The 25,156-nt window shown below is 70.5% G+C and carries 23 protein-coding genes and 1 pseudogene; 2 read left to right on the plus strand and 22 right to left on the minus strand.

Annotated features, from left to right (window positions below):
- Positions 1-315, minus strand: a pseudogene (locus BKE38_RS31215) (hypothetical protein); the annotation flags it as partial.
- Here BKE38_RS31215 and BKE38_RS00450 point away from each other — a divergent pair.
- On the plus strand, positions 290-661 hold the full coding sequence (locus tag BKE38_RS00450) for a hypothetical protein (protein WP_076955405.1): 372 nt from the start codon (positions 290-292) through the stop codon (positions 659-661). The pseudogene BKE38_RS31215 and the gene BKE38_RS00450 overlap by 26 nt on opposite strands.
- A gap of 165 nt (positions 662-826) precedes the next feature.
- Here BKE38_RS00450 and gloA read toward each other — a convergent pair whose 3' ends face one another.
- From gloA to rpsB, 15 genes are all read right to left on the minus strand, one after another.
- Positions 827-1,240 (minus strand): lactoylglutathione lyase, encoded by a 414-nt coding sequence (gene gloA / locus BKE38_RS00455; protein ID WP_076955406.1) that lies wholly within the window; start codon positions 1,238-1,240, stop codon positions 827-829.
- Positions 1,241-1,345: 105 nt separating this feature from the next.
- A complete protein-coding gene (locus tag BKE38_RS00460) occupies positions 1,346-2,206 on the minus strand; it encodes an LpxI family protein (RefSeq protein ID WP_076955407.1) in 861 nt (286 codons plus the stop codon).
- Positions 2,207-2,210: 4 nt separating this feature from the next.
- Positions 2,211-3,089 carry an acyl-ACP--UDP-N-acetylglucosamine O-acyltransferase gene (gene lpxA / locus BKE38_RS00465; protein WP_083747199.1) on the minus strand — a complete coding sequence of 293 codons (879 nt, stop codon included), beginning with the start codon at positions 3,087-3,089 and terminating at the stop codon, positions 2,211-2,213.
- Between the two features lie 4 nt (positions 3,090-3,093).
- On the minus strand, positions 3,094-3,582 hold the full coding sequence (gene fabZ, locus BKE38_RS00470) for a 3-hydroxyacyl-ACP dehydratase FabZ (RefSeq protein ID WP_076955408.1): 489 nt from the start codon (positions 3,580-3,582) through the stop codon (positions 3,094-3,096).
- A gap of 105 nt (positions 3,583-3,687) precedes the next feature.
- The gene (gene lpxD, locus BKE38_RS00475; protein WP_076955409.1) at positions 3,688-4,746 is read right to left on the minus strand and encodes a UDP-3-O-(3-hydroxymyristoyl)glucosamine N-acyltransferase; all 1,059 of its coding nucleotides are present in this window, start codon (positions 4,744-4,746) and stop codon (positions 3,688-3,690) included.
- A gap of 5 nt (positions 4,747-4,751) precedes the next feature.
- Positions 4,752-5,477, minus strand: a complete 726-nt coding sequence (locus BKE38_RS00480; protein ID WP_242662122.1) for an OmpH/Skp family outer membrane protein — start codon at positions 5,475-5,477, stop codon at positions 4,752-4,754.
- 62 nt (positions 5,478-5,539) lie between these two features.
- A complete protein-coding gene (bamA, locus tag BKE38_RS00485; protein WP_076955411.1) occupies positions 5,540-7,873 on the minus strand; it encodes an outer membrane protein assembly factor BamA in 2,334 nt (777 codons plus the stop codon).
- A 203-nt stretch (positions 7,874-8,076) separates the two neighbouring features.
- Positions 8,077-9,177 carry an RIP metalloprotease RseP gene (rseP, locus tag BKE38_RS00490; RefSeq protein ID WP_076955425.1) on the minus strand — a complete coding sequence of 367 codons (1,101 nt, stop codon included), beginning with the start codon at positions 9,175-9,177 and terminating at the stop codon, positions 8,077-8,079.
- 101 nt (positions 9,178-9,278) lie between these two features.
- Positions 9,279-10,457 (minus strand): 1-deoxy-D-xylulose-5-phosphate reductoisomerase, encoded by a 1,179-nt coding sequence (dxr, locus tag BKE38_RS33065; RefSeq protein ID WP_242662123.1) that lies wholly within the window; start codon positions 10,455-10,457, stop codon positions 9,279-9,281.
- A complete protein-coding gene (locus tag BKE38_RS33070) occupies positions 10,448-11,341 on the minus strand; it encodes a phosphatidate cytidylyltransferase (protein ID WP_242662124.1) in 894 nt (297 codons plus the stop codon). The genes dxr and BKE38_RS33070 overlap by 10 nt, the downstream gene beginning before the upstream one ends.
- A gap of 3 nt (positions 11,342-11,344) precedes the next feature.
- The gene (uppS, locus tag BKE38_RS00505; protein ID WP_083747200.1) at positions 11,345-12,157 is read right to left on the minus strand and encodes a polyprenyl diphosphate synthase; all 813 of its coding nucleotides are present in this window, start codon (positions 12,155-12,157) and stop codon (positions 11,345-11,347) included.
- 8 nt (positions 12,158-12,165) lie between these two features.
- Positions 12,166-12,738 (minus strand): ribosome recycling factor, encoded by a 573-nt coding sequence (frr, locus tag BKE38_RS00510; protein WP_076955413.1) that lies wholly within the window; start codon positions 12,736-12,738, stop codon positions 12,166-12,168.
- A 39-nt stretch (positions 12,739-12,777) separates the two neighbouring features.
- Complete coding sequence (gene pyrH / locus BKE38_RS00515) at positions 12,778-13,497, minus strand: UMP kinase (protein ID WP_076955414.1); 720 nt, start codon at positions 13,495-13,497, stop codon at positions 12,778-12,780.
- 284 nt (positions 13,498-13,781) lie between these two features.
- Positions 13,782-14,693, minus strand: a complete 912-nt coding sequence (tsf, locus tag BKE38_RS00520) for a translation elongation factor Ts (RefSeq protein ID WP_076955415.1) — start codon at positions 14,691-14,693, stop codon at positions 13,782-13,784.
- Between the two features lie 26 nt (positions 14,694-14,719).
- On the minus strand, positions 14,720-15,550 hold the full coding sequence (rpsB, locus tag BKE38_RS00525) for a 30S ribosomal protein S2 (RefSeq protein WP_076955416.1): 831 nt from the start codon (positions 15,548-15,550) through the stop codon (positions 14,720-14,722).
- Between the two features lie 239 nt (positions 15,551-15,789).
- Here rpsB and BKE38_RS00530 point away from each other — a divergent pair, with 239 nt between their 5' ends.
- Positions 15,790-16,296 carry a GNAT family N-acetyltransferase gene (locus tag BKE38_RS00530; RefSeq protein ID WP_076955417.1) on the plus strand — a complete coding sequence of 169 codons (507 nt, stop codon included), beginning with the start codon at positions 15,790-15,792 and terminating at the stop codon, positions 16,294-16,296.
- Positions 16,297-16,556: 260 nt separating this feature from the next.
- On the opposite strand, the gene dnaE is transcribed toward BKE38_RS00530, so the two are convergent.
- From dnaE to BKE38_RS00560, 6 genes are all read right to left on the minus strand, one after another.
- A complete protein-coding gene (gene dnaE, locus BKE38_RS00535; protein WP_076955418.1) occupies positions 16,557-19,994 on the minus strand; it encodes a DNA polymerase III subunit alpha in 3,438 nt (1,145 codons plus the stop codon).
- A gap of 62 nt (positions 19,995-20,056) precedes the next feature.
- Positions 20,057-21,001 (minus strand): O-fucosyltransferase family protein, encoded by a 945-nt coding sequence (locus BKE38_RS00540; protein WP_131829450.1) that lies wholly within the window; start codon positions 20,999-21,001, stop codon positions 20,057-20,059.
- The gene (locus BKE38_RS00545; protein ID WP_076955420.1) at positions 20,994-21,674 is read right to left on the minus strand and encodes an ABC transporter ATP-binding protein; all 681 of its coding nucleotides are present in this window, start codon (positions 21,672-21,674) and stop codon (positions 20,994-20,996) included. Before BKE38_RS00545 ends, BKE38_RS00540 begins: the two co-directional genes overlap by 8 nt.
- Complete coding sequence (locus BKE38_RS00550) at positions 21,667-22,920, minus strand: lipoprotein-releasing ABC transporter permease subunit (RefSeq protein ID WP_076955421.1); 1,254 nt, start codon at positions 22,918-22,920, stop codon at positions 21,667-21,669. Before BKE38_RS00550 ends, BKE38_RS00545 begins: the two co-directional genes overlap by 8 nt.
- A gap of 7 nt (positions 22,921-22,927) precedes the next feature.
- Positions 22,928-24,238 carry a proline--tRNA ligase gene (proS, locus tag BKE38_RS00555; protein WP_076955422.1) on the minus strand — a complete coding sequence of 437 codons (1,311 nt, stop codon included), beginning with the start codon at positions 24,236-24,238 and terminating at the stop codon, positions 22,928-22,930.
- A gap of 444 nt (positions 24,239-24,682) precedes the next feature.
- Positions 24,683-24,943, minus strand: coding sequence for a DUF1467 family protein (locus tag BKE38_RS00560; protein ID WP_076955423.1), 261 nt, complete (start codon positions 24,941-24,943; stop codon positions 24,683-24,685).
- Positions 24,944-25,156 lie beyond the last annotated feature (213 nt).

Below are 25,156 nucleotides of genomic sequence, written 5' to 3' on the forward strand. Positions count from 1 at the left end.
CACCCCCTCGACCTCCAGCCCGGGCAGCGGCAGCCGCGGGCCGCCGCCGCCGTCGAGCGGGCGATAGGCGTGGAAGTTGCGGCTCTGGCGCTGCAGCTCGGGCGGATCGGCCTCGCCGTAGGCCAGGGCGAAGGGCTTGCGCGCCACCGGCAGGCGCTGCGGCGACAGCACCTCGGTCTCCAGCGGGTTCAGCGCCAGCCGCTCCTCCAGCCCGGCCAGGTCGTAGCGGCCGCAGAGGCCGAGGCCTGCGCTGCTCTGCGGCTGGGGGTCGGGGGCGCATCTGGCGGCGATGCTGCTGGAGCATCCACGGGTCACCGCAGGCCTCGGCCTCTGCGGCCGCTACGACCTGGCCGGGCTGGAGGAGCGGCTGGCGCTGAACCCGCTGGAGACCGAGGTGCTGTCGCCGCAGCGCCTGCCGGTGGCGCGCAAGCCCTTCGCCCTGGCCTACGGCGAGGCCGATCCGCCCGAGCTGCAGCGCCAGAGCCGCAACTTCCACGCCTATCGCTCGCTCGACGGCGGCGGCGGCCCGCTGCTGCCGCTGCCCGGGCTGGAGGTCGAGGGGGTGCTGGACTCGCTGCGCGCGCCCGACGGGCTGCTCTGCCACACGGCTCGGGTGCTGATCGAGGAATCCCTGGCCCGCCCCGTCCCGCCCGAGAACTAGAGCATGATGGCCTGAGGCGGACCCACCAAACAGCGGAATCACGCGATCAGACAAACTCCTGGAGCCGATTGCTCCAGGCGAAAAAGAAGGCGCGACCCCAAAGGTCGCGCCTCGTTCCGGCCGGCGCGCCCGCCGTCTCCGGAAGGCGGCAGCCTGGCAGAACAATCAGCCGCGGGTGCCGGCCTCGGCCGACTTGCGCTCGATCAGCTCGATCTTGTAGCCGTCCGGGTCCTCGACGAAAGCGATGACCGTGGTGCCGAACTTCACCGGGCCGGGCTCGCGGGTGATCTTGGCGCCGGCGGCGCGCAGCGCCTCGCAGGTCGCGTAGATGTCCGGCACGCCGATCGCCAGATGGCCGAAGGCGGTGCCGAGCTCGTACTTCTCGACACCGTAGTTGTAGGTCAGCTCGATCACGCCGGCGCCGGTGCTCTCGGGCGCGTAGCCGACGAAGACGAGGGTGTACTTGCCGTCGGGGACGTCGTTGCGGCGCAGCTCCTTCATGCCGAGCAGGTTGGTGTAGAAGGAGACGCTGCGCTCCAGGTCGCCGACGCGGAGCATGGTGTGCAGGAAGCTGCTCATGGGAGTTTTTCCTTCGAGCCTGACGGCTTGGGATGGACTCATCGAAAAGCCTGAATCAGGCGATCAAACAAAGTCCTAGAGCATGCCGCCCGAAGGCGGCAAGCGCTAGGAAGGTTCGTTCCAGGTCGGAGCCTGCACGTCGATGGCCAGCAGGAACAGCCCTGCCGCGTCGGCGGCGGCGATGGTCTCGGCGCGGTCGACGATGATGGTGCCGTCAGCCTCGATGGCCAGGCCGCGCAGCCCGGAGGCGGCGGCGCCGGCGATGGTGGCCGGGCCGATGGTCGGCAGGTCGACGCGGCGGTCCTGGCCGGGCTTCAGGATCTTCACCAGCACGCCGCCCGGCCCCTCGCGATGCAGGGGGCCGCAGCGCGCCAGCATGGCATCCGTGCCCTCGATCGCCTCGACGGCCAGGACCATCCCCTGCTGCACCACGCAGCCCTGGCCGACATCGACGGCGCCCAGCGCACGCACCACGGCGACGCCGCGGCGGATGTCGCGGACGGCCTTGGCATCGGGGGCGTGACGGCCGAGCTGGCCGGCGGTCGGCTGCAGCAGCTCGGCCAGCAGCGCCTGGGCCGGCAGCGGCTCGAAGCCCTCCTCGCGCAGCACGCGGATCACGGCGGTGAGCAGCGAGTCATCGCCGCCGAAGGCCTTCATCCCGATGCGCGGCAGCAGCTTCGCGGCCCCGGCATCCGGGCGCAGGGCGAGAAAACTGGGGCGCTTGACCTGGCCGGCCAGGACCAGCTCGCGGCAGCCGGCGGCGCGCAGCCAGTCCAGCATCCGCCCGCCGGCGCCGAGCCGGCAGGTGATCTGCGGATAGGCCGCGTAATCGGCCGGATTGCCGAAGCCTTCCAGCACCACGACATGCGGCTGGCGCCCGGCGGCGGCAGCCGCGGCCGCCGCGCGCTGCGGCAGCAGCCCGCCGCCGACGATCAGGCCGAGCGGCGCGCTGCCGGAATCGGTCATGGCGTCAGGACTCGGTCGCGTCGTCATCCTCGACCGCGACGCGGCGGGCGCGGCACAGCCCGCGATGGCTGTCGGCGCGCATGAAGCCCAGGATCTCCTGCACCACCGGGTCCTGACCGTGCTCGGCCTCGACCACCTGCATGCGGTCGCGCAGCTCGCCGGCATGGCGAAACAGGCTGCGGAAGGCGGCGCGCAGGATGTTGATCTGCGGCCGCGGGAAGCCGCGGCGCTTCAGCCCGATCAGGTTCAGCCCGGTCAGGCGGGCGCGGTTGCCCATGACGGCGCCGAAGGGGATGATGTCGGCCTCGACCCCCGACATGCCGCCCACCACCACCTGCCGACCGATGCGGACGAACTGGTGGATGGCGGCGCCGCCGCCGACGAAGACGGTGTCGCCGATCTGGACATGGCCGCCGAGCATGACGTTGTTGGCCAGGATCACATGGTGATCGAGGGTGCTGTCATGCCCGACATGGGCGTTGACCATCAGCAGGCAGTCGGCGCCGACCGTGGTCACGCCATGGCCGCCGACGCTGCCGCGGTGGATGGTGGCGTGCTCGCGGATCTGGGTGCGGGCGCCGATCACCACGCGGGTCGGCTGGCCCTTGTACTTCAGGTCCTGCGGCGCCATGCCGATGGTGGCGAAGGGGCTGACCTGCACGGCGTCGCCGATGCTGGCATGGCCGTCGATCACCACATGCGAGACCAGCACCACGTCCCGCCCCAGCACGGCGTCGGCGCCGATCATGCAATAGGGGCCGATGCGGCAGTTGGCGCCGATGCTGGCGCCCTCCGCCACGATCGCGGTCGGGTGAATGGTGGCGCTGGGATCGATCTGGCGGGTGGCGGCGGGCTGTTCTGTCTCGGTCACGCTCTCGAGCATCCGCTCAGCGGTCCATGATCATCGCGGCATAGCTGGCCTCGGCCACCGCGACGCCGTCGACCCGGGCCACCGCGTTGAACTTCCAGACATTGCCGCGCTGACGGTCCTTGTTGATGTGAATCCGCAGCTGGTCGCCAGGGACGACCGGCCGGCGGAACTTGGCGTTCTCGATGCTCATGAAATAGACGATCTTGCCATGGGCGCTGGGGCCCAGGGTCTCGACCACCAGCACGGCGGCCGTCTGCGCCATGGCCTCGATGATCAGCACGCCCGGCATCACCGGATGGGCCGGGAAATGGCCCTGGAAGAAGTTCTCGTTGACGGTGACGTTCTTGATGCCGATGGCGCTCTCGCCCAGCACGATGTCCACCATGCGGTCGACCAGCAGCATCGGGTAGCGGTGCGGGATCGCGCGCATGATGCGGGCGATGTCGATGCTGTCCAGATTCTGCTGGGGGGCCGCCTCGGAGGAAGGCTGCTCTTGCTGGTCCATGATGCCGTCAGTCCGTCTGTCCTGGGCGCCCGGTCGGCGCCATGCTCTGTTCCGCAGTCTCGCATCCGGCGCCAGGCGGCGCCCGGCGCGTCCCTTCTCGCCGCTTCAGTCCTCGCCGCGCGGCTTGCCCCCGGGGGAGCCGGCCGACGGCTTGCGCGCGCCGAGCTTGCGCAGGTGCAGCGCGGCGCGCAGCGCGTCCTTCACCGGCATGGCAGGGGAACCCGTGACGTCCTGGCCCGGGGCCACATCGCCCTGCACGCCGGCCTGGGCACCGATGCGGGCCTTGCTGCCGATGCTCAGATGCCCGGTCAGCCCGGCCTGCCCGGCGATGGTCACGTAATCGCCGAGCCGGGTGGAGCCGGAGATCCCCACCTGGGCCACGATCACGCAGCCTCGCCCGGTGACCACGTTGTGGCCGATCTGCACGAGGTTGTCGAGCCGCGTGCCCGGGCCCAGCACGGTGTCGCCCAGCGCGCCGCGGTCGACGCAGGAATTCGCACCCACCTCCACCTCGTCGCCCAGGATCACCCGGCCGAGTTGCGGAATCGTGACGAAGCGCCCTTCCGGGGTCGGCGCGAAGCCGAAGCCCTCGCCGCCGATGCGGGCGCCGTGATGCAGGGTGACGCGGTGCCCGGCCAGGCAGCAGACGGCGCTGGCATGGGCATGGATGCGGCAGTCGTCGCCGAACACCACCCCCGGGCCCAGCAGCGCATGCGGCCCGACCTGGCAGCGGGCGCCGAGGGTCGCGCCGTCGCCGATCACCGCATGCGGGCCGATCTCGCAGCCCTCGCCCAGCGTCACGCCGGCGCCGATCGTGGCGGTCGGGTGGATGCCGCGGACCGGCGCGGGATGCGGGTGGAACAGCGCGGCGACCTGGGCGAAGGCCAGCTGCGGCGAGGCCACCACCAGCGCGGCGCAGCCCTCCGGCGCAGCGGATGCCAGCTCGGCGGTCAGCAGCACGGCGCCGGCGCGGCTGGCGCGCAGCGCGTCGAGATGCTTGCGGCCGTCGAGGAAGGCGATCTCCCCGGGCCCCGCCTCGGCCAGGGGGGCGACGCCGCGGAAGACGCGCGCCGCCAGCCCCTCCTCGATGCGCGCGCCGGCCGCGGCGGCGACCGCCGCCAGCGGCTGCGGACCCGAGGACGGGTAGAAGCGCGGATCCGCCATGGCGGTCAGTTCCGCCGCGGCGCCTGCTGGCCCTGGCCGCCCTGGGCCGGACGCGCCGCGGGGGCGGCCGCGGGGGTCGCCTCCTCGGGCGCCACGGCCACGGCCTTCAGCACCTTGTTGAGCTGGGTCGAGACCTCCTCGGTCAGGTCGAAGGCCGGCTCGTTGAAGATCACCACCGGGCGCGGCAGCACCAGGTTGACCTTGCGGCTGGCCGAGACCTGGCGGATCACCAGGGCCAGCGCGCGCTCGATCTCCTGCAGGCTCTGCTGCGCCGCCTGCTCGATGTTGCGGCTGCGGTCGCGGAAGATGCGCTGCGCGTCGGTCACCCGCTCCTGCAGGTCGCGCTCCTTGGTGCGCAGCTCCTCGGGCGAGAGGGTGGCGCGCTGGTTGGCCAGCTGCTGCTGCTCCTCGCGCCAGCGGCCCTGCTCGCGCTGCAGATCGTCGTTCAGCTTCTGCCGGCGCTTCTCGATCTCTTCGCGCACGGCGTTGAAGGCGGTCGAGTTGCGCTGCACCTCGGGCACGTCGACGATGCCGATGACGGCCGCCGGCGGCGGCTCGCCGGGCGGCAGCGGCGCAGGATTGGCCTGCACCGGGCGCTGCGCCGGCTGCTGGCGCGGCGCCTGGGCCGGGCGCTGCTGCTGCGGCGCCGACTGCTGCGGCTGGTTGGGGACGAACCACTGCTGTTGCTGCTGCGCCAGCGCCTGGCCGCCCACCAGGAGGGTGGACGACATCAGGATCGCTGCAAGCGCAGCCGGTGCGCGACGCGCCATATTGGGAACTCCGTAGGATAGGCTCAGAAGCGCGTACCGAAGCCGAAGCGGAAGACCTGCGTCTCGTCGTAGGACTTCTTCACCACGGCCTGCGCCAGATCGACGTTGATCAGGCCGAAGGGGCTGCGCCAGGAGATGCCGATGCCGGCGCCGACGCGGGGCGCCGAGTCATCGACCACATTCGCGCCGGTGCTGCCGCCGCTGAGCGAGCCGACATCGACGAAGGCCCGGCCGAGCAGGCCGAGCTCGGAGGGCACCGGCAGCGGGAAGCGCATCTCGGTGCTCTGGGTCCACATGGTGCGGCCGCCCAGCGCGTCGTCCGACGAGGTGTCGCGCGGGCCGACGCCGGCCACCGCGAAGCCGCGGAGGTTCTCGCCGCCGAGGAAGAAGCGGTCGATGATCCGCTCCTGCTTGCCGCCGTAGTTGAACATGTGGGCGACGCCGGCGGAGAGCGCCAGGACATAGTCCGGGTCGCCCAGCAGCCGCTCGAAGGGGATGAAGTAGCTGCCGTCGAGCCGGGTGCGCACATAGGACACGTCGCCGCCGAGGCCGGCGAGGTCGGTGCCCAGGCGCAGCACATAGCCTTCATGCGGATCGAGGCGGGAATCGCGGGTGTCGTAGGTCAGCGTCTGGCCGATCTGCGACAGCAGCGTGACGCCCTTCTGCTCCTTGATGTAGATCGAGGCGTCGTCGTTCACGTTGAAGACGTTGCGGCGGGACAGGGTATAGGCCCAGCTCTGGCGCAGCCTCTCGTTGAACTCGTAGCCGGCGCGCAGGCTGAAGCCGACGCGGCGCTCCTCGTAGCCCGAATAGTCGGTCAGGTCGCGGACCACGTAGAAGACGTCGGCGCCGACCGACAGGTTGCGGTCGAGGAAGCTCGGATCGGTGACCGAGAAGTCGACCTGGCTGCGGCGCTGGGCGATCGTCGTGTTGGCGCGGGCGTCGATGCCGGTGCCGAGGATGTTGCGCTCGCGCAGGCCCAGATCGGCCAGCGCGCCGGCATCGGTCGAATAGCCGCCGCCGATCGAGATCTCGCCGGTGGCGCGCTCGGAGACATTGGTGTTCAGCGTCACCCGGTCGGGCGTCGGGCCCGGCTGCTGGTTGATCTGGACATCGTTGAAGTAGCCGAGGTCACGGATGCGCTGGCGCGAGCGGCGGACGGCCGCGGCGTTGAAGGCGTCGCCTTCGGCCAGGCGCATCTCGCGGCGGATGACGCGGTCCTGGGTGCGGGTGTTGCCGGTGACGTCGATGCGGTCGACATAGACCCGGGTGCCCTCGGTCGCCGCGAAGACCAGGTCGATGGTGTTGTTGTCGCGGTTGCGCGTGATCTTCGGCTCGATCTCGACGAAGGGCGCGCCGGCGAGGTTGCCCTCGTCGATCAGCGTCTGCTCCATGCGCTCGATGGCGTCGCCGTCATAGACGTCGCCCGGCCGGATGGTCATGACGCGCTGCAGCCGCTCGGCGGTGACGTTGCGCAGGGCCGAGGTGATCTCGACCTTGCCCAGCGTGTAGCGCGGGCCTTCCTTCACCGTGTAGGTGACGAAGAAGCCGCTGCGGTCCGGCGACAGCTCGGCGGTCGAGCCGGTCACCTCGACATCGGCATAGCCCTGGCGCTGGTAGTAGCGGCGCAGCAGCTCGCGGTCGAAGTTCAGGCGTTCCGGCTCATAGGTGTCGGAGGAGCTGAAGGGGCGGTACCAGGCGGCCTCGCGGGAGGAGACGATCTCCTTCAGCCGGCTGTCGGAGAAGTTCTCGTTGCCGACGAAGTTGATGCGGCTGATCAGCGCCGCGTCGCCCTCGGTGATCTCGAAGACGATATCGACCCGGTTCTGGTCCAGCTCGATGATCTTCGGCTCGACGCGGGCGGCAAAGCGGCCGCGGCGGGCATAGAGTTCGAGCAGCTTCTGGCGGTCGGCCTGGGCGGTCGCCGGCGTGTAGACGGCGCGCGGGCGCAGCGTCAGCTCGGGGCGCAGCGTGTCGTCGGACAGCTTGCTGTTGCCCTCGAAGGCGACGCGGTTGACGATCGGGTTCTCCTGCACCTTCACCACCAGGTTGTCGCCCTGGCGCGTCACCTGGACGTCGCGGAACAGGCCGGTGGCGAAGAGGGTGCGCAGGCTGCGGTCCTGCCGGTCGGTGTCGAAGGCGTCGCCCGGCTGCAGCAGCATGTAGGAGCGGATGGTGTCCGCCTCGATGCGCTGGTTGCCCTGCACCTGGATCGCCCGGACCATGCCGTTCGATGCCTGGGTTGCAGCGGGCGCCCCGCGCCGCGGCGGGTTGCGCGTCTGCGCCGACGCATCGGGCGGCAGCAGGACGGGCACGAGGCAGGTGGCGGCGAGCAGGATGGCGCGGGTAGCGTGCAAAGGTCGGATCCGGGGCCGGTTGATGGGGGCCGAAGCGATGGTCCGCCGGAAACGGAGCGTCCCGGGCGGGCGGAGACTAGCCGGTAAAAAGCAAGCCCGCCACCCCCTTGAAAAGGGCCCGGTTAACGTCTGCTGGCGGGCGCTCTTTGCACGGGACGTTAAGGAAAGCGGGCCCGGACGGCCCGCCTCGCCGAGTCGAAGCCTCAGCCGATCAGCCCGGCCACCCAGCGCCCCAGCGCCGAGGCGCCGAGGTCGTTGAAGGTCGCAAAGACGAAGATCACCATCAGCAGCGCGAAGCCGGCGCGGAAGCTGTACTCGATGGTGCGCGGCTTGGCCGGCTTGCCGCGGATCGCCTCGACCGCGTGGAAGACCAGGTGGCCGCCATCCAGCATCGGGATCGGGAACAGGTTCATCAGCCCGAGATTGATCGACAGCACGGCCACGAAGGAGACCATGCTGGCGATGCCGAGCTGCGCCACCTGCCCCGAGATCTGGGCGATGCGCAGCGGCCCGCCGAGCTCGTCCAGGCCGCGCCGGCCGGTGATCATCTGGCCCAGCGCCACCACGGTCTGCGCCGTGACATCCCAGGTCTGCACCACGCCGGCGACCATGCCGGAGACCGGGTCCATGCGGCGGAACTCCGGCGCACCGCCGGAAATGCCGAGCAGGCCGACGGTCTGGCCATTGACCTCGCGCTGGTCCGGCGTCGCGGTGATGCTGCTCTCGGCGCCGTCGCGGCGGATGCGCAGCTCGACCGGCTGGCCGCCGCGCGGCTGGATATGCGCCTGCACCTGGTCGAAGCGCTCGACCGGCTGGCCATCCAGGCTGAGGATGCGGTCGCCGGCGCGCAGCCCGGCGCGGTCGGCGGCCGAGCCGATATTGACCTGGCCGACATCGGTGGTCGGCACCGGCTGGCCGACCGTCGCATAGAGCAGGCCGAACAGCACGATGGCGAGCAGGAAGTTCGCGGCCGGCCCGGCGGCGATGACGATGGCGCGGTCGCGCACCGGCTTGGCGTGGAAGGTCTCGCCCGGGCGCCAGGCGGCGCGCTGCTCCGGCGTCGCGTCGTCCGGCCCCTCATGCCCGTGCAGCTTCACATAGCCGCCGAGCGGCAGCCAGGAGAGCCGCCACTGGCAGCCGCGCTTGTCGGTCCAGGACCGGATGGCCTTGCCGAAGCCGATGGAGAAGACCTCGACATGCACGCCGCGCCAGCGCGCGGCCAGGTAGTGGCCCATCTCATGGATGAAGACCAGCACGCCGAGCACCACCACGAAGGCCAGGGCCGAGCGGAAGGTGTCGTTCACGAAATGCAGCAGGGAGTCCAAGGTCGCGTCTCCTGCCCGCGGCCATCGAACCGGCGGGGCGTGGCAAGCGGCGGGTCGGGCCGCCCGATCGGTCTACTCGCTCAGGCGGCGCGCTTCGCAGCGCGGGCCGCCGCATCCTGCCGCGCCGCCGCATCCAGGGCCAGGACATCCTCCGGGCTTCCGGTGGCCGGCGCGCCCAGCGCGGCCAGGCTCTCCTCCACCACCGCGGCGATGTCGAGGAAGCCCAGGCGCCGCGCGAGGAACAGGCCGACCGCCGCCTCATTGGCCGCGTTCAGGATGGTGGGGGCCCCGCCGCCGGCCCGCAAGGCCTCGCGCGCCAGGCGCAGCGCCGGGAAACGCTTCGTATCAGGGGCGGAGAAATCCAGCCGCGCCAGCGCCGCGAGGTCCAGCCGCGGCAGGTCCACAGCCATGCGCCGCGGCCAGGCCAGGGCATGGGCGATCGGCGTGCGCATGTCCGGCGTGCCGAGCTGGGCCAGCAGCGAGCCGTCGCTGTACTGCACCAGCCCGTGCACGGCCGATTGCGGATGCACCAGCACCTCGATGCGCGGCTCGGGGATGGGGAAGAGGCGCGCGGCCTCGATCAGCTCCAGCCCCTTGTTCATCATGGTGGCGCTGTCGATCGAGATCTTGGCGCCCATCGACCAGACCGGGTGGCGCACCGCCTGCTCCGGCGTGGCGCGCGCCATGGTCTCCAGGCTGGCCTCGCGGAACGGCCCGCCCGAGGCGGTCAGGATGATCTTCTCGACGGCGCCGGCCTCGCGGGCGTCGAAGGCCTGGAACAGCGCGTTGTGCTCGGAATCGACCGGCAGCAGGGTGGCGCCCCCTGCCCTGGCGGCGGCCAGCACAATCTCGCCGGCGCAGACCAGCGCTTCCTTGTTGGCCAGCGCCAGGGTGCCGCCGCGGGCCAGCGCGGCGAGGACCGGCTGCAGCCCGGCGGCGCCGACGATGGCGGCCATGGTCCAGTCGGCCGGCATGGCAGAGGCCTCGAGCACAGCGGCGCGGCCGCCGGCGCAGGCGATGCCGCTGCCAGCCAGACGCGCGCGCAGCTCCGGCAGGGCGCTGTCGGCGCCGACCACGGCGATCTCAGGGCGCAGGCGCAGCGCCTGCTCGGCCAGGCCCGCGGCATCCTGGCCGGCGACCAGGGCGACGACGCTGAATTCACCCGGGGCCGCGGCATCCAGCAGCGCCACGGTGCTGCGGCCGACCGATCCCGTGCTGCCGAGGATGGTGACCCGGCGCGGGGAGCCGTTCACCGCCACAGCGGAACGCCGTAGCCGACGGCGAAGGCCAGCAGCGCCGCGACCGGGGCCGCGGCCAGCAGCCCGTCCAGCCGGTCGAGCACGCCGCCATGGCCGGGGATCAACATGGAGGAATCCTTGACGCCGAAATGCCGCTTCACCGCGCTCTCCAGCAGGTCGCCGAGCTGGGTGGCGATGCCGAGCAGGGCGGCGACGGCCAGCACCTTCAGCACCGCCGGATTGCCCGGCACCAGCCAGTCGGCGGCCAGCCAGCCGACCAGCATGGAGCTCAGCAGCCCGCCCACCGCGCCGGAGCGCGTCTTGCCCGGCGAGATCGAGGGCGCCAGCTTCGGCCCGCCGACCAGCCGGCCGACGATATAGGCGCCGATATCCGAGGCCCAGACGACGAAGATCAGGAAGAAGACATTGCCGCGCCCAGCCTCGTTGTCGTGCCTGAGCTCGATCAACGCGATGCCGGCGAGGCCAATGTAGAGGACGCCCAGCGCCAGCCAGCTGGCCGGCGGCGGCGGGCCGCCGCGGCGGCGCAGGCGGGGGGCGGCGATCCAGGTGGCGGCGAAGCCGGCAAACAGCAGGCCGAGGCCCACCACCGGCTGGCCCAGCACGGCGGCGGCGCAGGCGAGGCCCACCACGACGGGGACGGCGATGCCCGGCCAGGCGCGGCTGCGCAGCCCGCACATCCGCACCCATTCCCAGGTCAGCAGCGCCACGGCGACGGTCATCAGCGCCGTCCAGGCCGCGGCCCCCAGCCAGATGCAGAGCAGCGCGCCCGGCCCCAGCACGGCGGCGGACAGCGCCCGCTTGCGCAGGTCACGCCAGCGGCGCGCGGGCTCCGCCGCGGCGGAACCCGCCGGCGGCTCGGGCATGACGGGGGGTGGCAGGCCCATGGCTCAGCCCGCGCCGACGCCGAAGCGCCGTGCCCGGCGACGGTACTCTGTCAATGCCTGGTCCAGATGCGCCGCATCGAAATCGGGCCAGAGCACGTCGAGGAAGACGAATTCGGCATAGGCCGCCTGCCAGAGCAGGAAGTTGGACAGCCGCTGCTCGCCCGAGGTGCGGATGATCAGGTCCGGGTCGGGCATGCCGGAGGTCGACAGCCGCGCGCTGATCGCGGCCTCGTCGATGGCGGCGGGGTCGAGCGTCCCGGCGGCGACCTCGGCGGCCAGCGCGCGGGTCGCGGCGGCGATCTCGGCCCGCGCGCCATAGGACAGCGCGACGGTCAGGTTCAGCCGGGTGTTGTGGGCGGTGGCCGCCTCGGCCTCGGCGATGGCGGCCATGGTCTCGCGGCCAAAGCGCTCGCGCTCGCCGATGACGCGCAGCCGCACGCCGTTCTTGGCCAGCGTGCTGACCTCGTGCCGCAGATAGAGGCGCAGCAGGCCGGTCAGGTCGCGCACCTCGTCGGCCGAGCGCTGCCAGTTCTCCGAGGAGAAGGCGAAGAGCGTCAGCCAGCCGATGCCGGCGTCGGCGCAGGCCTGGACGGCGCGGCGCACCGCCTCCACCCCCGCCTTGTGGCCGAGCGCCCGCGGCAGGGCGCGGTTGCGCGCCCAGCGGCGGTTGCCGTCCATGATGAGGCCGATATGCACCGGGTCCCCCGCCCCGCCCGAGACCAGGGTCCCGGCGGGCGACGGCGATGCGATCTTGGCGGCCGAGGAAGCCGCAAGGGCGGCGCCGGCAGCAGGCTGGTTGAAGGGCGCCGCGCTCATGCTTCCGGTCAGACCGCCTTGATGTCCTTTTCCTTCTCGGCCAGCAGCTCGTCGACCTTCTTGATCGTCTGGTCGGTCAGCTTCTGCACCTCGTCGGACCACTTCGCCGCGTCATCCTTGCCGATCTCGGACTTCTTCTCCCAGCCCTTGATCTGCTCCATGCCGTCGCGGCGCACGCCGCGGGCGGCGACCTTGGCGGCCTCGGCATACTTCGCCGCCTGCTTGGCCAGCTCGTTGCGGCGCTCCTGGGTCAGGGGCGGCAGCGGCACGCGGATGGTCTGGCCCTCGGTCTGCGGGTTCAGGCCCAGGCCAGAGTCGCGGATGGCGATCTCGACGGCCTTGGCGGCCTGGCGGTCCCAGACCTGGACCTGCAGCATGCTGGGGCCGGCCACCGAGATATTGGCCACCTGGGCCAGCGGCTGGTTGGCGCCGTAGACCTCGACGCGGATCGGCTCCAGCAGCGCCGGCGAAGCGCGGCCGGTGCGCAGGCCCACGAATTCCTTCTTCAGCACATCCAGCCCCGACTCCATGCGGCGGGTGATGTCCTGCTTCAGCGTGCTCAGATCGGCAGGTGCGGCCATGGCGTGGCTTTCCTTCTCGTTAGGCGCAGTTCGCGGAGATCAAAGGTCGACAACGGTGGTGAAGCGGCCTTCGCCCTGCATCACGGCGGTGAACGCGCCCGGCTCGTGGATGTTGAAGACGATGATCGGCAGCTTGTTCTCGCGCGCCAGGCTGATCGCGGCAGCGTCCATCACCGCTAGGTCGCGCGCCAGCATGTCGAGATAGGTGAGCGTGGTGTAGCGCTCGGCATTCGGGTTCTTGCGCGGGTCGGCGGAATAGACGCCATCCACCTGCGTGCCCTTGAACAGCGCGTCGCAGCGCATCTCGGCGGCGCGCAGCGCGGCGGCGGTGTCCGTGGTGAAGAAGGGATTGCCCGAGCCGGCGGCGAAGACCACGACCCGGCCCTTCTCCATGTGCCGCTCGGCGCGGCGGCGGATGAAGGGCTCGCAGACGCTGCTCATCGGGATGGCGGACTGCACCCGGGTCGGCACGTCGATCCGCTCCAGCGCGCTCTGCATCGCCAGCGCGTTCATCACGGTGGCCAGCATGCCCATGCTGTCGGCCTGGGCCCGCTCCATGCCGGAGGAGGCGCCGGCGACGCCGCGGAAGATGTTGCCGCCGCCGACCACGACGCAGACCTCGACGCCCAGCGCCACGACACCCTTGATGTCCTCGGCGATGGCGCGGACCGTGCCGTTGTCCAGACCGTAGTCGCGGCCGCCCATCAGCGCCTCGCCGGACAGCTTGAGCAGCACGCGCTTGTAGATCGGGGCGGTCATGATGCGGGCTCCGGCGGCAAGAGGCAAGGAAGGGGCGCGGCACGATAGGCACGCGCCGAGGGGGCGGCAAGCTCGGTCGCGGCGTCAGGCCGCTTCCGCCGGATCAGAAAACCGCGGGCGGCACCGTTTGCGCCGCAGCATGGCGGGGCGGGCGGCAGGTCCCCGGCCAGGGCTTCCGGCGGCCGGAAATCGGCAGCCGGAACAATGCGAAGGCGGAATGCGGGCAGAAAGATGGGGGCGCCGGCCTGCGCCAGCACCCCCTTCCCTTCAACCCGCGACCCGGATCAGACCGTGCCGGCGGCGGCGGCGACTTCGGCGGCGAAGTCGCTGGTCTGCTTCTCGATGCCCTCGCCCAGCTGGAAGCGGGCGAAGCCCGTCAGCTTGGCGCCGGCCTTCTGGACGACGGCCTTCACGCGGCTCTCGCCGTCATGCACCCAGACCTGCTCCAGCAGCACCACTTCCTCGTAGTACTTGCGGACGCGGCCCTCGACCATCTTCTCGATGATCGCGTCGGGCTTGCCGGAAGCGCGCGCCTGCTCGGTCAGCACGGCCTTCTCACGCTCCAGCGCCGAGGGGTCGACGGCGGAGGTGTCGAGCGCGTCCGGACGGGCGGCGGCGACATGCATGCCGATCTGGCGGCCCAGCGTCTCGAGCGCCTCGATCTCCGACGGAGCCTCGAGGGCGGCGATGACGCCGATCTTGCCCAGGCCCGGCTTGACCGCCGAGTGGACATAGGTCGCCACGACGCCCGACGGCACGGCCAGGCGCTTGGCGCGGCGGATCGTCATGTTCTCGCCGATCGTGGCGATCAGGCGGGTCAGCTCGTCCTGCACCGAATGGGTGGTGCCCGGATAGGTCGCAGCCTTCAGCGTCTCGACGTCGTCGCCGACCGAAAGGACCAGCCCCGCCACTTCCGCGACGAAGTTCTGGAACAGGTCGTTGCGGGCAACGAAGTCGGTCTCGGCATTGATCTCGACCAGCGCGCCGACCTGCGGGCCGGTGGCGGTGCCCACCAGGCCCTCGGCGGCGACGCGGCCGGACTTCTTGGCGGCGGCGGCAAGGCCCTTCTTGCGCAGCCAGTCGATCGCAGCCTCGGCGTCGCCGTTGTTCTCAACGAGCGCCTTCTTGACGTCCATCATGCCTGCGCCGGTCTTGTCGCGCAGGTCGCGGACCATCGCAGCGGTCACCTCAACCATGGATCAGCTCCTGTCCTGTCTCAGTGTCAGGCCTGGGGGGCCACGGGAGCGTCGGCGCCGCCGACGGCAGCCTCGGCCTCGGCGACCGCGTTGCCTTCAACGCCCTCGACCACCGGCAGCTCCTCGGCCAGCTCCTCGGACGCGCCCAGATCGACGCCCGAGGCCTGCAGCTCGGCGCTGATGCCGTCGAAGACGGCGCCGGCGACCAGGTCGCAATACAGGTTGATGGCGCGGATCGCGTCGTCATTGCCCGGGATCGGATAGGCGACGCCCTCGGGATCGGCGTTGGAGTCGACGACGGCGACGACCGGAATGCCCAGCTTGTTGGCTTCCTCGATCGCCAGCTTCTCCTTCACCACGTCGATGACGAAGATGATGTCGGGCAGGCCGCCCATCTCGCGGATGCCGCCCAGCGCGCGGTCCAGCTTCTCACGCTCGCGCGTGAGCATCAGGACTTCCTTCTTGGTCAGGCCCGAGGTGCTGCCGCCCAGCTGCTCGTCCATCTGCTTCAGGCGCTTGATCGAGCCCGTGATGGTCTTCCAGTTGGTCAGCATGCCGCCGAGCCAGCGGTGGTTCACGTAGTACTGGCCGCAGCGGGTCGAGGCCTCGGCCACGTACTCGGCCGCCGCCTTCTTGGTGCCGACGAACAGCACGCGGCCGCCGCCGGCGACGACGTCACGGACGGCGCGCAGCGCGCGGTCCAGCATCGGCACGGTCTGCTGCAGGTCGAGGATGTGCACCTGGTTGCGCACGCCGAAGATGTACGGCGCCATGCGCGGGTTCCAGCGGCGGGTGTGGTGGCCGAAATGGACACCGGCCTCGAGCAGCTGACGCAGGGAAACTTCGGGCATCGCCATGCTGGCGGTCCTTCCTTCGATAAACACGTCCGGTTGAGCCTCCGCGGCGCTGACCCCTGATGTCAGGGGACCGGACCCTGATCCCTGCCGGGACCGAAGGGCGCACCGCGTGCGGATTTGCCGGCCCAGGGGACGTCCTGGTCCGGCGCGGCGGGATATAGAGGGCAAGGCCGCGGCTGGCAAGGAATGGCTGCCCCCCCTTTGCCGGCGCGCCGCGGCCCGGCAGACTGGGCGGCGCCATGTCCCGCCTGACGCTCCGCCCCGCCCAAGCCAGCGATGCCGGCGCCCTGATCGAGGCCAATCGCGAGAGCCGCGCGCTGCACGCCCCCTGGGTGGAGCCCTTCACCGACCAGCCCGGCTTCGACGCCTGGTTCCAGCGCCAGCTGACCGGCCCCAATCTGGGCCTGGTCGCCATCGAGGCCCGCAGCGGCGGCATTGCCGGCGTGATCAACCTGAACCAGATCGTCGGCGGCGCCTTCCAGTCGGCCTTCCTGGGCTATTACGGCATGGCCCGCTTCGCCCGGCAGGGGCTGATGACCGAGGCGCTGCGCCTGGCCATCGCCCATGCCTTCGGCCCGCTCGGCCTGCACCGGCTGGAAGCGAACATCCAGCCGGGCAACGCCGCCTCCCGCGCCCTGGTGCAACGGCTGGGCTTCCGCCTGGAAGGGCTGTCGCCGCGATACCTGCGCATCGGCGGGCTGTGGCGGGACCATGAACGGTGGGCCGTGCTGGCAGACGAAGAGTGAGAGAGATGCAGGCCAGGGGGAATGAATGCCCCCGAACCCCCTTCTTCTTTCTGCGGCGACTGCCGTGTCCACCTGGCGACAGCAGGTGACACGGCCAGGCCTCAGTGCGGCCTTCGAGGCTGCGCCATCTGCAGTCACGACGTCCCGCCGTGAGGCCCTGGTGGGGTTGCCGGTGAGGCGCTGATCCCTGAACGGCCGATCATCAGAAAGAAGAAGGGGTCCAGGGGAATTCATTCCCCTGGCCTGCCGCTGGCTTCTCTTCAGCCCGCCTCCACCGTCGACACCCCTGGCACCACCTTGATCGCCTGGGCCAGCCGCGGCGAGACGTTCCAGGCCCCCGGCAGCACCACCTCGAGCTCCTGGCTGTCGCCCAGCCGCGGAATCAGGATGACGCGGCCGCGGCCCGGGCCTTCGCGGGTCAGCATGTCGCGCACCGGATCGATGGCGGCCGGATCGTCGATCCAGAGCCGCAGCATCTGGCCGATGCCGCTGGCGGCCTTGTCCAGGCCTTCCAGGCCTTGCGCGGTCAGGCGCAGGGTCTCGCCTTCCATCCGCGCCTCGCAGGTGACCAGGACGGCGTTGCCCTCGGTCAGCAGGGGGCGGGCGCGCAGCAGGATCTCGGAGAACAGGGTGATCTCGGTGCTGCCGCTGGCGTCCGAGATGCGCAGCCAGGCCATGCGGCTGCCGGTGCGGGTGGTGCGCTCCTTGCTGTTCACCACGGTGCCGGCCAGGCGGACCACCCCGGCACCGGCTTCGGCCTTGGCCTGCATCTGGGCGATCGGGGTGACGCGCAGCTTCTTCAGCACCTCCTTGTAGGTGTCGAGCGGATGCGCCGAGAGGTGGAAGCCCACCGCCTCGGCCTCCTGGGTCAGGCGCTCGAGCTCGGGCCAGTCGGCGACGGCGGGCATGCGCAGCGGCTCGGGGCGGGCGTCGCCGCCGCCGAACAGGCCGAACTGGCTGGAGGTGCGCTCCTCGGCCGCCGACTGGGCGCGGCGCAGCACGGCCTCGGCCGAAAGGGTCATCTTGGCCCGGTTCGGCTCCAGGCTGTCGAAGGCACCAGCGCGGGCCAGGTTCTCCAGCTGCATCTTGTTGAGCAGCTTGGGATCGACGCGGCCAGCGAATTCGGCGACCGAGCGGAAGGGCGTGGCGGCATCGCGGGCGGCGACCAGGTCGCGCATCGCCTGCATGCCAACGCGCTTCACCGCGGCGAGGGCGAAGCGGATGGCCTGGCTGCCGTCCTCGCGCTCCTCGACCTTGAACTCGGCCGCCGACCGGTTGACGTCGGGCGGCAGCACCTTGATGCCGAGGCGCGCGGCCTCCTGCATGTGGTTGGCCAGCTTCTCCGTCTTGTCGAGGTCGAGCGTCATGGACGCCGCCAGGAAGGCGACCGGGTAATTCGCCTTCAGATAGGCGGTGTGATAGGCGACCAGGGCGTAAGCCGCGGCATGCGACTTGTTGAAGCCGTATTCGGCGAACTTCTCCATCATGTCGAAGATCTCGCCGGCCTTGCCCTCCGGCACGCCGTTCTTCACCGCGCCGTCGACGAAGGTCTTCCGCTGTGCCTCCATCTCGGAGCGGATCTTCTTGCCCATGGCACGGCGCAGCAGGTCGGCCCCGCCGAGGGAATAGCCGGCGACGTCCTGGCTGATCTGCATGACCTGCTCCTGGTAGACCAGGATGCCGTAGGTCTCGTCGACCAAGTGCTTCATCGCCGGATGCACCGGCTCCCACTTCTCGCCGTGCTTGCGGGCGCAATAGGCGGGGATATTGGCCATCGGGCCCGGGCGGTAGAGCGAGACGGCGGCGATCAGGTCCTCGAAGCGGTCGGGGCGCATCATGCGCAGGCAGTCCCGCATGCCCTGGCCTTCGAACTGGAAGACGCCTGCGGAGTCGCCGCGGGCCAGCATCTCGTAGGTCCTGCGGTCGTCCAGCGGCAGGCTGGGCAGGTCGATGGTGGTCCCCTGCCCGGCCAGGATCTCCACCGCGCGCTGCAGCACGGTCAGCGTCTTCAGCCCGAGGAAGTCGAACTTCACCAGCGTCGCGTTCTCGACGTATTTCATCGAGTACTGCGTCACCAGCATGTCGGAGCGCGGGTCGCGGTAGAGCGCGACGATGTCGATCAGCGGCTTGCGGCCGATCACCACGCCGGCGGCATGGGTCGAGGCGTTGCGGTAGAGGCCCTCGAGGACGAGCGCCGTCTCCATCAGCCGGTCGACGGTCTCGTCGCTCTCGCGCATCTCCTGCAGCCGCGGCTCGCCGTCCAGCGCCTGCTGCAGGGTGACCGGCTTGGCCGGGTTGAAGGGGATGAGCTCGGCGATCTTGTTGACCTGGCCATAGGGCATGCCCATGACCCGGCCGACGTCGCGCACCACCGCCTTGGCCTGCAGCCGGCCGAAGGTGATGATCTGCGCCACCCGGTCCTCGCCATATTCGCGGCGGACATAGCGAATGACCTCGTCGCGGCGGTCCTGGCAGAAATCGATGTCGAAATCCGGCATCGAGACGCGCTCGGGGTTGAGGAAGCGCTCGAAGAGCAGGCCGAAGCGCAGCGGGTCGAGGTCGGTGATCAGCAGCGCCCAGGCGGCCACCGAGCCGGCGCCCGAGCCACGCCCCGGACCCACCGGAATGCCCTGCGCCTTGGCCCATTGGATGAAGTCGGCGACGATCAGGAAATAGCCCGAGAAGCCCATCTTCTCGATGACGTTGAGTTCGAATTCCAGCCGCTCGCGATAGACCGGCCGCGCCTCCTCCGGCGTGCCCTGGGCCTGCAGCCGGTCCTCCAGCCCGCGCGCGGCCATGTCGCGCACCGTCTCGGCCTCGGTCATGCCGGGCTGCACCTTGGGGCAGATCGGCAGCTCGGGCTTGCGGGACTCGGCCATCACGGCGCAGCGGCGGGCGATGGCCAGGGTGTTGTCGCAGGCCTCCGGCAGGTCGGCGAACAGCTTGCGCATCGCCGCGGCCGACTTGAAGTGGTGCTCCGGCGTCAGGCGGCGGCGGTCGGTCTCGGCCAGCGTGCGGCCCTCGGCGATGCAAAGCAGCGCGTCATGCGCCTCGTACATCCCTGGCTTGGCGAAGTAGATATCGTTGGCGGCGACGATCGGCAGCGCCGCGCTGTCGGCCAGCGCCACCAGCGCCGGGTCCAGACCGCGCTCGATATCCAGCCCATGCCGGGTCAGCTCCACCGCCAGCCGGTCGCCATAGCTTTCCTTCAGCGCGTCCAGCAGCCTCATGGCCGCGTCGCGGCGGCCTTCCACCAGGAGGCGGGCCAGGGGCCCCTGCGTGCCGCCCGTCAGCAGGAAGACGCCGGAAGAATGCTGCTGCAGCAGCTCCAGCGTGACGGTCGGCTTGCCCGAGGGGTCGTCGCGGAGGAAGCCCTGGGAAGAAAGGCGCTGGACGTTCTCCAGCCCCTCGGCGCTCATCGCCAGCGCGACCACCGGGTCGGGAGCCAGGCGCAGCACCTCCGGCCGGTCATCCGCCGCGCCACGGGACAGAAAAAGCTGACAGCCCATGATCGGCTGCACGCCCTTGCCGGAGCAGGCCTTGGCGAATTCCAAAGCACCGAACATGTTGGCGCTGTCGGTCAGCGCCACCGCCGGCATGCCATCCGCGCGGGCCAGGTCGGCCAGCTTCTCCGCCTTGATGGCGCCCTCGGCCAGGGAATAGGCGGAGTGGACGTGCAGGTGGACGAAGCTGTCCATGGTGAAGTCTCCTCGGGCGGCGCGGGGGGGCGGCGCGGCAGGGCGGCCGCGCAGCGGCGCCGTCAGGCGATGGTCGGCAAGGATACCACGGCCGGCGCCACCCGCGGCACCGGGTCCGGCGTCTTGATGCCATGCACCAGGGTCAGGAGATGGCGATGGCTGATGCGCCGCCCGGCCTCCGCCCCCGCAATGGTCTCCTGCATCTGCTCCTCCGTGCCCGTCCAGGCATCGGGCGGGAAGGCATGGAAGCTGTAGCGGTAATCGTCCGGCGGGAAGAGGTCGACATCCTTGCGCCGCTTCGGGTGGAAGAAGCCGGTCAGCGGCATGTGGATGGTGCGGGCCTCGGACAGCCAGCAGGCCAGCCAGGAGAAGGTGCTGACCGCCATCACCAGGTGATTGGCGGCGCGCAGCGTGGCGAAATCCTCCATCACCCCGCGCGAGGGATGGAACTCCGCCTCCGGGAAACGCGCCCGCAGGGCCTGGCTGTAGGGATCGTCGCCGATCTGGCCGACGAAGACCGGCCGCCGCCTGGTCTCGCGGATCACCCGCTCATAGAAGGCGAGCGGCAGCGGGCGGTAGTCCTTGTGGCGAGCGCCCAGGATCTCGGCGGCGCGGACATTGATCACCAGGCGATCGTGCGGGAAGCGCAGCGGCTCCACGCCCTGGTCGCGGAACAGCGCCTGGGCGGCGGCGCGGGAGGGCATCAGCTCCAGCCGGCAGGCCAGGGCGTTGGTCTCGATCCCCTGCAGCAGGCCGAGCCGCCACAGCCGCCGCAGGCCGGCGGGGTTGGGCATATGGCCCTGCAGATAGACCGAGGGCAGCGGCACTGTGCTGTCCTCGTGGACCAGCCCCCATTCCGGCAGGCTGTCGCCGGTGACGGGCACGCCGAACTCCTCCGCCAGGCGATAGGCGAAGAGGCACTGGAACATCCGGTTGCCCAGGCCGCTGCTGGTGGCGAGGCGCACCACCGGCGGCGGCCGGGCTCCGGCGGGTTCCGGATCAGGCATCGACGACGCGCCCGTCCTTCAGCGTCACCACCCGGTCCATCCGCCGCGCCAGATCGGGGTTGTGGGTGGCGATCAGCGCCCCCACCCCTGCCCCGCGGACGGCCTCCAGCAATTCGGAGAAAACCTTGTCGGAGGTGGCGACGTCCAGGTTGCCGGTGGGCTCGTCGGCCAGCAGCAGCCCCGGCCTGTTGGCGAGCGCCCGGGCGATCGCCACCCGCTGCTGCTCGCCGCCGGAGAGCCGGCCGGGGCGATGGCCCTCGCGGCTGGCCAGGCCGAAGCGGGCCAGCAATTCGCGGCCGCGCTCCGCGGCAGGTTTCTCGGCGGCGCCGATCGCCATCTGCGGCAGCACGATATTCTCCAGCGCGGTGAATTCGGGCAGCAGGTGGTGGAACTGGTAGACGAAGCCGATGGCCTGGCCGCGCAGCGCGCTGCGGGCCTCGTCCTTCAGCCCGACGGTGGGCTTGCCGCCGACATGCACCTCGCCGGAATCGGGACGCTCCAGCAGCCCCGCCAGATGCAGCAGGGTCGACTTGCCGGTGCCCGAGGGGGCGACGAGCGCGACGATCTCACCCGCAGAAATGGTCAGCTCGGCGCCGGTCAGCACCGGCAGCTCGCCGGCCTCGGTGCGGAAGCGGCGCTGGACGTTCTCCAGCCGCAGGCGGATCTCACTCATTGCGCAGCGCCTCGACCGGGTCGGTCTTCGCCGCCCGCCAGGAGGGGTAGAGAGTGGCCAGCAGCGACAGGCCGAGGCCCATCAGCACCACCTGCACCACCTCGTGCGGGTTCACCACGGCGGGCAGCCGGGTCAGGAAATAGACCTCGGGGCTGAACAGCTGGGTGCCGGTCAGCGACTGCAGCGCCTGGCGGATGCTCTCGATGTTCAGGCAGAAGACCAGGCCGAGCGCGAAGCCGATGGCGGTGCCCAGCACCCCGATCGAGGTGCCGCAGATCAGGAAGATGCGCATCACCGCGCCGCGGGTGGCGCCCATGGTGCGCAGGATGGCGATGTCGCGGCCTTTGTCCTTCACCAGCATGATCAGCGAGGAGACGATGTTGAAGGCCGCCACCACGATGATCAGGGTCAGGATCAGGAACATGACGTTCCGCTCGACCTGCACCGCGGCGAAGAAGGAGGAATTGGCGTTCTGCCAGTCCAGCACCCGCACCGGGAAAGGCATCGGCGCGTTCAGGATCTCCCGCGTGACGGCGCGGACATTGTCCGGGTTATGGACAAACACCTCGATCTGCGAGACCGATTCCTTCATCTGGAAATAGACCTGCGCCGCCGGCAGCGGCAGGAAGACGTAGGAACTGTCGTATTCGTTCATGCCGGCTTCGAAGAGCGCGACCACCGTATAGGCGCGCAGCCGCGGCACCGTGCCGATCACCGTGTTGCGCCCCTGCGGCGAGACCACCGTGATCTTGCCGCCCACCCCGATGCCCAGCTTCTGCGCCAGGCGGGTGCCGATCAGGATGGCGTCGTCGCCCTCGAAGCGGTCCAGGCTGCCGGCGCGGATATTGCCGGCGAGCAAAGGCCGGCCGCGCAGATCCTCGGGCTTGATGCCGCGGGCGATGCCGCCGGTCGCACCCCCCGCCTCGCTGGTCAGCAGCACCTGGCCCTCGACCAGCGGCGTCGCGCTGGCGACGCCGGCCAGCGCCCGGATATTGGCGGCGATCTGGTCATAGTCGCGCACGCCCCCGGGGCCGGGGGCGCTGACCGCCAGATGGCCGTTCAGGCCGAGGATGCGGCCCAGCAGCTCCTGGCGGAAGCCGTTCATCACGCTCATCACGATGATCAGCGTGGCGACGCCGAGGGCGATGCCCACCAGCGAGAAGGTCGCGATCACCGAGACGAAGCGTTCGCCCTTGCGCGCCCGCAGGTAGCGGAACGCGACCTTCCGCTCGAAGGCACCGAACATCAGGCGCTCAGTGCCCAAGGATCTTGGCGAGGGCGACCTCGAGCGAGACCTCCTCCCGCTCGCCCGTGGCGCGGCGCTTCAGCTCGATGACGCCGTTGGCAGCACCCCGCGGGCCGATGATGGCCTGCCACGGATAGCCGGCGAGATCGGCATCGGCGAACTTCACCCCGGCACGCTCGCCGCGGTCGTCCAGCACGGCGTCGCCCGGCAGCGAGGCGTAGAGCTTCTCGCAGAGCGTGTCGCAGCCGAGATCCCCGGGCTTCAGGTTCAGGATGGCGCAGCGGAAGGGCGCGACCGCGTCCGGCCACTTGATGCCGGCCTCGTCGTGATTGGCCTCGATGATGGCGCCCAGCAGGCGGGAGACGCCGATGCCGTAGCTGCCCATCTGCGGCACCACCGGTTGGCCGTCGGAGCCCGCCACCTGCAGCCCCATGGCCGCGCTGTACTTGGTGCCGAAGAAGAAGATGTGCCCGACCTCGATGCCGCGGGCCGAGACCTGGGATTCAGCGCCCAGCGCGTTCCAGGCGGCCTCGTCATGCATCTCGTCGGTGGCGGCGTAGCGGCTGGTCCAGAAGTCGACGGTCGGGTCCAGGTCGCCCTCGTAATCGGGCTTCTGCGCCAGCACGTCGAACTCCAGCAGGTCCTTGTGCAGGTAGACCTGGCTCTCGCCGGTCTCGGCCAGGATGATGAACTCGTGGCTCAGGTCGCCGCCGATCGGGCCGGTGTCGGCGCGCATCGGAATGGCCTTCAGCCCCATCCGCGCAAAGGTGCGCAGATAGGCCACGAACATCTTCTTGTAGGAGAGCCGCGCGGCCTCGGCGTCCAGATCGAAGGAATAGGCGTCCTTCATCAGGAACTCGCGGCCGCGCATCACGCCGAAGCGGGGGCGGATCTCGTCGCGGAACTTCCACTGGATGTGGTAGATGTTGCGCGGCAGGTCGCGATACGACTTGGCGTAGCTCTTGAAGATGTCGGTGATCATCTCCTCGTTGGTCGGCCCGAACAGCATCTCGCGCTCATGCCGGTCGGTGATGCGCAGCATCTCCTTGCCGTAATCGTCATAGCGGCCGGACTGCTTCCACAGCTCGGCGCTCTGGATCGTCGGCATCAGGATTTCCTGGCCGCCGGCGGCGTCCTGCTCCTCGCGCACGATCTGGGCGACCTTCTGCAGCACGCGCAGGCCGAGCGGCAGCCAGGCATAGATGCCGGCGCTGGTCTGGCGGATCATCCCCGCGCGCAGCATCAGCTTGTGCGAGGCGATGGCGGCCTCGGCGGGGACTTCTTTGAGCGTCGGCAGGAAGGCGCGGGAGAGGCGCAAGGGAGGTGCTCCGGTCAGAAACGGCCGGCGGAAGGTAGAGGGGCGCGGGGCTTTGTGCCAGGGGGTGCGCCCTTGCCGCCTGCCGTGCCCAAGGCAACCCGAGGTGCAGCGCAGCAAAAATTCACCAGGAAGCGGCCGGGCGCAATTTTCATAAAGAAATCTGCTGGGCCGGCGGCATTTGCCTTGTCGCACCGGAACCGAAACCATTAGACTGGTGGAAAGCAAAGAAAAAAGGGCCGCTCCCGTGAAGGGTGCGGCCCGAGTTTAGGGAGGAAACGCCAGTCACACGGCAGGAAGAGAACCAGCTCTCTTCCTGTCGATGATGGTGCCCGGCGCCCCCTTTCGCTGCAACGCAAAAACAGCCCGGATTCGCTGAAAAAAAGTGCTGTTTGGCCGACAGTGCATGTTTCCGCGCAGAATCCGTGAGAATGGTAGGCATATTGCCTAGTTTCTGGGCATCGCCAGCCAGCCGTCACGAAAGCTGATCCAGTCGCTCTGCACCACACCATAGATGCCGAGGAACACCACGGTCGCGACCAGCGTCGTCAGCACCGCTTTGCGTCCCAGCTGCGGCGCCCGCGGCGCGCCACGCCAGCCGCCCGTCGTCTCGCCCTCGGCATCGGGCCGCACCCCGATCGGCAGGATGGCGAAGAGCACCGTCCACCAGACCAGGAAATAGACCATCACGCCCGTGAACCAGTTCATCGACCTCCACCCCTCCCCGCCTCGGCCCGTCCCGGGACTTAGGCGCTTCCCGCCGCCCCGGCCAGAGCGCCACCCGGCGGCGAGCGTGATCACGACCGGCTGAGCGCCGCGCAACCCGCATCGCGCCATCGGGTTGCCCTGGCGTCACCGGTCGCGCGCGCGCGGCCCGCCTGCGACCGCCACCCCCCTTCCAGAAGGGCGCCCCACTGGCCA

Source organism: Teichococcus deserti, assembly GCF_001982615.1.
Lineage (GTDB): Bacteria > Pseudomonadota > Alphaproteobacteria > Acetobacterales > Acetobacteraceae > Pseudoroseomonas > Pseudoroseomonas deserti.